Source organism: Stenotrophomonas sp. FBCC-B152 (assembly GCF_059134105.1).
Genome location: NZ_CP101442.1, coordinates 4,495,577 through 4,502,500 on the forward strand (window position 1 = coordinate 4,495,577; position 6,924 = coordinate 4,502,500).

The 6,924-nt window shown below is 67.7% G+C and carries 8 protein-coding genes (1 of these 8 running past the window's edge); 4 read left to right on the top strand and 4 right to left on the bottom strand.

All coding sequences use genetic code 11. The features are described from left to right. Together NMB40_RS20370 and pyrE are read right to left on the bottom strand one after the other, a co-directional pair. Complete coding sequence (locus tag NMB40_RS20370) at positions 1 to 669, bottom strand: hypothetical protein (RefSeq protein WP_494359669.1); 669 nt, start codon at positions 667 to 669, stop codon at positions 1 to 3. 14 nt (positions 670 to 683) lie between these two features. Then, entirely contained in the window at positions 684 to 1,343 is a 660-nt protein-coding gene (gene pyrE, locus NMB40_RS20375) for an orotate phosphoribosyltransferase (protein WP_068848718.1), read from the bottom strand. Between the two features lie 163 nt (positions 1,344 to 1,506). On the opposite strand from pyrE, the gene NMB40_RS20380 reads away from it, so the two are divergent. From NMB40_RS20380 to NMB40_RS20390, 3 genes are all read left to right on the top strand, one after another. Further along, on the top strand, positions 1,507 to 2,307 hold the full coding sequence (locus tag NMB40_RS20380; protein WP_282245346.1) for an exodeoxyribonuclease III: 801 nt from the start codon (positions 1,507 to 1,509) through the stop codon (positions 2,305 to 2,307). Further along, on the top strand, positions 2,304 to 3,599 hold the full coding sequence (locus NMB40_RS20385; RefSeq protein ID WP_494359670.1) for an AmpG family muropeptide MFS transporter: 1,296 nt from the start codon (positions 2,304 to 2,306) through the stop codon (positions 3,597 to 3,599). Before NMB40_RS20380 ends, NMB40_RS20385 begins: the two co-directional genes overlap by 4 nt. A 93-nt stretch (positions 3,600 to 3,692) precedes the next feature. Then, positions 3,693 to 3,920: a hypothetical protein gene (locus NMB40_RS20390; protein WP_210133103.1), complete on the top strand. Its 228-nt coding sequence runs from the start codon at positions 3,693 to 3,695 to the stop codon at positions 3,918 to 3,920. A 1-nt stretch (position 3,921) separates the two neighbouring features. Here the strand turns inward: NMB40_RS20390 and NMB40_RS20395 are convergent, their stop codons facing one another. Together NMB40_RS20395 and NMB40_RS20400 are read right to left on the bottom strand one after the other, a co-directional pair. Further along, complete coding sequence (locus tag NMB40_RS20395; protein ID WP_494359671.1) at positions 3,922 to 5,046, bottom strand: anhydro-N-acetylmuramic acid kinase; 1,125 nt, start codon at positions 5,044 to 5,046, stop codon at positions 3,922 to 3,924. A gap of 66 nt (positions 5,047 to 5,112) precedes the next feature. Further along, positions 5,113 to 6,576 carry a M23 family metallopeptidase gene (locus NMB40_RS20400; RefSeq protein ID WP_282245339.1) on the bottom strand — a complete coding sequence of 488 codons (1,464 nt, stop codon included), beginning with the start codon at positions 6,574 to 6,576 and terminating at the stop codon, positions 5,113 to 5,115. Between the two features lie 167 nt (positions 6,577 to 6,743). On the opposite strand from NMB40_RS20400, the gene tyrS reads away from it, so the two are divergent. After that, positions 6,744 to 6,924: the 5' end (the start) of a tyrosine--tRNA ligase gene (tyrS, locus tag NMB40_RS20405; protein WP_494359672.1), read on the top strand. The gene runs 1,031 nt beyond the window's last position; only the first 181 of its 1,212 coding nucleotides appear in the window; it begins with the start codon at positions 6,744 to 6,746; the stop codon falls past the right edge of the window.

Here is a 6,924-nt window from a genome sequence, read left to right on the forward strand (position 1 = left end):
TCACCCGCGCGGGTCGGTGCTCACACCCTTCAACAACCGGTACCGCTGCAGGGTTTCCTCGATCTCCACGTCCAGCGCCTTGCGCTGCTCCACATACGAGGCCTGCATGCGCTTCTGTGCCACCAGCTCGGCGTGGCGCAGGCGGATATCCTCGGCCTGCTTGGGCACCACCGGCTGGCCGGCCAGCTCGCGGTCGCCCGCGCTGCCCAATAGGGTCACCAGTGCGCTGCGCAGGCTGGCCACGTTGTAGTTGGCGGTCTGCACGTTGTTGTCCAGGATCCCGGTACGCTCCACGAACACCCGGCGCAGGTCGGCCTCGTCCTGGTAGGTGGACAACATCGCCTGCTCGGTGCGCTTGCGGGTGTCCTCGGCAGCCTGGTCCAGCTGGCGCTGCGCGGCGGCCACGGCGGCATCGGCGCGCTCGTCCTCGGTCAGGGTGCGGTCCACCCCGCCCTTGCGCAGGCCACTGTTGACGCTGAACTCCTCACGCGCGTTGTTCACCGCGTCCTGGGGCAGGGCATCGCTGCAGATCCGCTCCTTGCCCTCGTTCCAGCAGAACAGCTTCTTCGGTTTGGCCGGCGTGTTGCTGTGCTTGCTCTGGGCCTGGGCCGGGAGCATGGGCGCGGCCAGCAACAGGCCGATGATGGTGAACGTGGCAATCCTGGACATGGGAGCCCCTGCTCTCAACGCGTAGGACGGCTGCCGTAACGGGACCGATAGTCCTCCAGCGGCTGCCGGTACCCGACAAGTTCCGGATTTCCGGAGGCAAAATCAAGCAGGTCGGCCAGCGTGGCCACGGCCACCACCGGAATGCCGGCCTCTTCGGCCACGGCCTGGGCGGCCGAACGGCGGTCGTCTTCCGAGGCGATCTCCTGGCGGTCCAGCGCCACCACGATGCCAGCCGGGGTACCGCCGGCCTGCTTGATGATGCCCAGCGCCTCGCGGATGGCGGTGCCGGCGGTGATCACATCGTCCACGATCAGCACGCGCTTGCCGTTCATGTCCGCGCCGATCAGGTTGCCGCCTTCACCGTGGGTCTTGGCTTCCTTGCGGTTGAAGCTCAACGGCAGGTCGCGGCCGCGCTGGGCGAACTCGCAGGCGGTGGCGGTGGCCAGCGGAATGCCCTTGTAGGCCGGGCCGAACACCACGTCGAACTTCAGCCCGGTGGCTTCCACCGCATCGGCGTAGCAGGCGGCCAGCTGGACCATGCTGGCGCCCGAATCGAAGCGGCCGGCATTGAAGAAATAGGGGCTCAGGCGGCCCGACTTGAGGGTGAACTGGCCAAAACGCAGGGCATCGGCGGTCAGGGCCAGCTGCAGGAAACGGTGACGGTGGTCGCTCATCTAACGCTCTATACAATTCTCTTGGAGCGCAGATCCTAAAGCATGACCGGCAATTCAGGCTCGCGACCGGCCGCCGCAGGCCCCTGCAATGGCCGGATCCGGCCAGCCGATGGGGCAGGCAACCCGGTATGCTTTGGCCGTTACGTACCAGACCCGGGTCAGCATGCGCATCATCAGTTTCAACGCCAATGGCATCCGTTCCGCCGCCACCAAGGGTTTCCTCGAGTGGTTCCGTGCCCAGGATGCCGACGTGCTCTGCATCCAGGAGACCAAGGCCCAGGAAGACCAGCTGACCGATCCCATGTTCCGCCCGGACGGCCACCACTGCTTCTACCGTGACGCGATCACCAAGAAGGGCTACAGCGGCGTGGCCATCTACAGCAAGCGCGAGCCCGACCAGGTCATCACCTCGCTGGGCTGGGCCCCGTTCGACGACGAAGGCCGCTACATCGAAGCCCGCTACGGCAACCTCAGCGTGGTCTCCTTCTATATCCCGTCCGGCAGCTCGGGCGACCTGCGCCAGGGCTTCAAGTACGAAGTGATGGAGTGGCTGCGCCCGATCCTGGCCCAGTGGCTGGCCAGCGGCCGCGACTACGTGCTGTGCGGGGACTGGAACATCGTCCGCTCCGCGCTGGACATCAAGAACTGGAAATCCAACCAGAAGAACTCCGGCTGCCTGCCGCCCGAGCGCGACTGGCTCAACGGCCAGTGCGTGGATGCCGGCCAGGCGCTGGACGTGGCCGGCGGCCAGGGCTGGACCGATGCCTACCGCCTGCTGCACCCCACCGGCGAGGATTACACCTGGTGGAGCAACCGCGGCGCGGCCCGCGCCAACAACGTCGGCTGGCGCATCGATTACCAGTTCGTCAGCCCCGGCCTGCGCGAGCGCCTGCGTGGCTGCTCGATCTACCGCGATGAGCGCTTCTCCGACCATGCCCCGTTCACGGTGGACTACGCCCCATGAGTGAAGCGGCAGCGCCGGTGAGCTACAAGGGCTGGGCCGGGATCAAGCGTGCGTTCGGCACGCCGTCGGCGCTGACCATGGCCTTCCTGGGCTTTGGCAGCGGCCTGCCGTTCCTGCTGATCGCCTCGCAGACCCTGTCCACGCGCCTGCGCGACGTGGGGCTGGACCTGCACAGCATCGGCCTGATCAGCCTGGCCAGCTTCTTCTACCTGCTCAAGTTCCTCTGGGCGCCGCTGATCGACCGCTATGCCTTCCCGCTGATCGGCGTCCTCGGCCGCCGTCGTTCCTGGCTGCTGGTGTCCCAGTTGGGCGTTACCGGCGGCCTGTTCGCGCTGGCCTTCGTGCGTCCCGAGCTGGGCGTCACCCCCCTGGTGCTGTGGGTGCTGGTGGCGTCCTTCGCCGGCGCCACCCAGGATTCGGTGGTGGATGCCTACCGGATCGAGATCGCGCCGGAAAGCGCCCAGGCCGCGCTGGCCGCCACCTACACGCTCGGTTACCGCATCGGCCTGATCCTGGCCGGCGCCGGTGCGCTGTACCTGGCCCAGTTCGAAGGGTGGATCGTGGCGTACCTGGCCATGGCATCGCTGATGCTGCTGCCGATCATCACCACCCTGGTGTGCCGCGAACCGGCCCAGCCGGAAGTGCGGATCCAGCGCCGGATCGATTTCTTCGGCGCGTTCTGGCAGCCCATTGCCAGCTTCTTCAGCACCAATGGCGTGGTCCTGGCGGTGGTACTGCTGGCGTTCGTGGGGCTGTTCAAGTTCCCCGACCAGGTGATCGGCGTGATGGCCGGTCCGTTCTACCTGGATTCGGGCTTCACCAAGGCCGACATCGCCACCGTGTCCAAGCTGTTCGGGGTGTGGATGGGCATCGGTGGCGCCTTCCTCGGCGGCATCGCCGTGGCGGCGTTCGGCTTCCGCCGCATGCTGCTGGTGGCCGCGCTCGGCGTGGCGCTGTCCAACCTGGCGTTCCTGCTGATGGCGCAGAACCCCGGCCAGCTCTGGGCGTTCTATGCAGCGCTGTGTGCCGACAACCTGTTCCAGGGCTTTGCCGGCACCGTGCTGGTGGCATTCATGTCCTCGCTGACCGACCGCAACTTCACCGCCACCCAGTACGCCCTGCTGGTATCGCTGGCCAACCTGCCCGGGAAGTTCGTCGGTGGCGCCTCGGGGTACATCGTCGAGGCCACCTCCTACAGCACCTTCTTCATCCTGAGCTCGGCCACGGTCATCCCGACCCTGCTGCTCCTGCTCTGGCTATGGCCCCGCATCCGCGACCGCAGCGCTGCCTGACCGAACAGGCGCGCGGTTGCCGCGCGGCGTACAGTGGGCCATCATCGACCCCGTTGTGCCGTGGGGGCGGTGCGTTGCCAACAGGGGAGACACATGGCTGATCTGGTGCTGCGCGATCTCGATCCGCTGCTGAACGAGCGCATCCGCCGGGTGGCCGTCGCGCGCGGCTGGACCCGCGAACACACCTGTGTGGTCCTGCTCGAGCAGGGCCTGTTCGCCAGCGAACTGGAAGTCCGCAGCGGCTTCCACGACCCGGAAGTGAACGCCCTGGCCGAAGCCATCGCCGCCCTCCAGGCCCTCCCGGACGTCAAATCCTTCTAGGTCACGCCAGGTGGATCGCCCCTAATATCCGCGGCCCTTTCGCCCCGGTCACGCTCGGCAGATTCCCCGGCAACCCGTCCAACGTCCGCTGCGCCAGCCACGCAAACCCCATCGCCTCCAGGTAATCCGGGTCCAGCCCGTGCACTGCACTGGATTCGATCACCACCCCGGGCAAGCGCGCGCTGAGCCGCCGCAGCAACTGCGCATTGCGCACCCCGCCGCCACACGCCAGCACCCGCTTCGCCCCCGGCAGATGGGCCAGCAGCGCATCGGCCACCGTCACCGCGGTCAGCTCCAGCAGCGTCGCCTGCACATCGGCCGCCGCGCGCGGGTGGTCGCCCAGCGCCGCCTCGGCCCACTCCAGGTGGAACTGCTCGCGCCCGGTGCTCTTCGGCGGCGGCAGCGCGAACCACGGCTCGGCCCGCCAGTGCGCCAGCAACTCCTCATCCACCTGCCCGCTGGCCGCAAACGCGCCATCGGCATCGAAGGGCGTGCCGGTATGCCGCTCGCACCACGCATCCATCAGCGCATTGGCTGGCCCGGTATCAAAGCCCCTCGGCGTCCCGACGCGCGGAATCAGGGTCAGGTTGGCGATCCCGCCCAGGTTCAATACCGCCCGGTCCTCATCGGCCGTGCCCAGCATCGCCAGGTGGAAGGCCGGCATCAGCGGCGCCCCGTGCCCACCGGCGGCCACGTCGCGGCGGCGGAAGTCGGCCACCGTGGTGATGCCGGTCAGCTCGGCAATGCGGTTGGCATCGCCCAATTGGCAGGTGAACGCCGGATCGGCCAGCGGGCGGTGCCGCACCGTCTGCCCGTGCGAACCGATCGCCCGCACCTGCGCCGGGCTCACCCCGGCCTGTTCCAGCAAACGGTTGGCGGCGGCCGCGAAGGTAATGCCGATCTGCGCATCGATCCGGCCCAGCGTATCCAGTGAGCCCAGCTCGCCGCCTTCGCCCAGCGCCACCAGCTCGGCGCGGATGGCCGGGTCCCACGGGTGGGTGAGCCCTTCGACGAAGCGGCAGCCGCCCTCGGCGGGAAACTGCACCAGCGCGGCATCGATGCCATCGGCGCTGGTGCCGGACATCAGGCCCAGGTAGAGCGGGGTATGCGGATCAGCTGAAGTCATGGCCAGGCGGTTCAACAGGGTGCGTGCAGCTTCCGCGCAACCTGTTGCCGCCGTCAATGCATGCGATCAGCCACGGCTGCCCTTGGCCGGCTTGGCCGCGCTGGCCGTGGTGGTGGCAGCCTGGTCGGCCTTCGGCGCCGGGCTGGCGTCCGCGTAGATCAGCTTCTCCATGCCCTGGATGCGGGCCAGCGCCGGCGCGGTCTGCGCGCGGAAGGCGACCAGCTCGCTGCCTTGCAGCGGCTCCGGCGGCGGCATCGTCACCGACAGCGGGTTGCGGTGCACGCCGTTGACGCGGAATTCGTAGTGCAGGTGCGGGCCGGTGGCCAGGCCGGTCGAGCCCACGTAGCCGATCACCGTGCCCTGCGCCACGCGCTGGCCGGTCTTGATCTTGCCGAAGCGCGACATGTGCCCGTACAGGGTGGTGTGGCCACGGCCGTGGTCCAGGATCACCACGTTGCCGTAGCCGCGCTGCACGCCGGCGAACTGCACGCGGGCATCGCCGGCGGCCATGATCGGGGTGCCGGTGCGCGCGGCGTAGTCCACGCCCTTGTGCATGCGCATCTTGCCCAGCACCGGGTGCTTGCGCGCGCCGAAGGTGGAGCTCAGGCGGGCGAAGGGAATCGGCATGCGGATGAAGCTCTTCTTCAGCGGGCGCCCGCTCACGTCGAAGTACTCGGACTTGCCGTTGCGGTCGAAGCGGAAGCCGCTGTAGGTCTTGCCGCCGGAGGTGAAGGTCGCCGCCAGGATCTTGCTGGTGTCCACCTTCTCGCCTTCGCGCCAGGTTTCATCCATCACCACGCTGAAGCGGTCGCCCGGCTGCAGGTCCTTGGAGAAGTCGATGTCGTACTTGAAGATCTCGTCGGTCATCGTCGCGATGGCCGACGGCGACAGCCCGGCCTTGCGCGCCGCCGCGTACAGCGAACTGGTGATCTCGCCGCTGGTCACCACCCGGCGGGTGGAGCTCTCACGCTTGCTGACCTTCTCGGTGATCTGCTCGCCCTTCAGCGACAGCTCCACCCGGTTGTCGGCATCGCGATCGAAGCGGATCGTGCGCAGCTCCCCGCTCAGCGGCAGGTCGAAGGCGATTTCCGCGCCGGGGCGCAGCTTGGTCAGCGCCTCGCGCGCACCGGGGTGCTCCAGCACCTGGTGCATCACCGTGGGCGAAATGCCGGCCTCGTCGAACAGGTTGCTCAGGGTCTGGCCACGCTGCACGCGCAGTACCTGCCAGCTGTCGCCCGGCACCTGCTGCAGGCGCTCCTGGGAGAGCGGCGGCAAGGGCAGGGCCAGCGTGGAATGGCTGACCGAGTAGGGCGACTCGATGGTGTGCGAGAAGCCGGGGACAATGGTGGCCACCAGCGCGCCGATGGTGGCGAACAGGCTGGCGTGCATCCAGTGGCGGCGGGTCCAGCGCTCGTTGAAGGCAGCGGGAAGATGCTGTCGAAGCTTCCGATGCAGGGCGGTGTCGTGGAGAACGTGAAGGCGTTCCTTGAAGCGCTGCTTGCGCGCGCGGCCTTGATCGGTATTCAGCATCGTCGGTGTGTTCCTGGCTGACCCGGGAGCGCGGGCCCAAACGTCGGTAACATAGACAGGTATAAATTTCGCGTCAAACCCTTGTGCCTATTGGCTTTTGTGAAGCGCTTGCGGTTAACTTGTACTTAACGTCATTCATGTAAATAAGGCATCGCCGGGAGTTGCACGTGTCCTCGATTGAACAAGCCCTTGCCCAGATCGGCCGTGGCGCCGATGAAATCCTCAAGATCGAGGAGCTGCGCCAGCGGCTGGAAAGCGGCCGCCCGCTGCGGGTCAAGGCCGGTTTCGACCCCACCGCCCCGGACCTGCACCTGGGCCATACCGTCCTGCTGAACAAGCTGCGCCAGT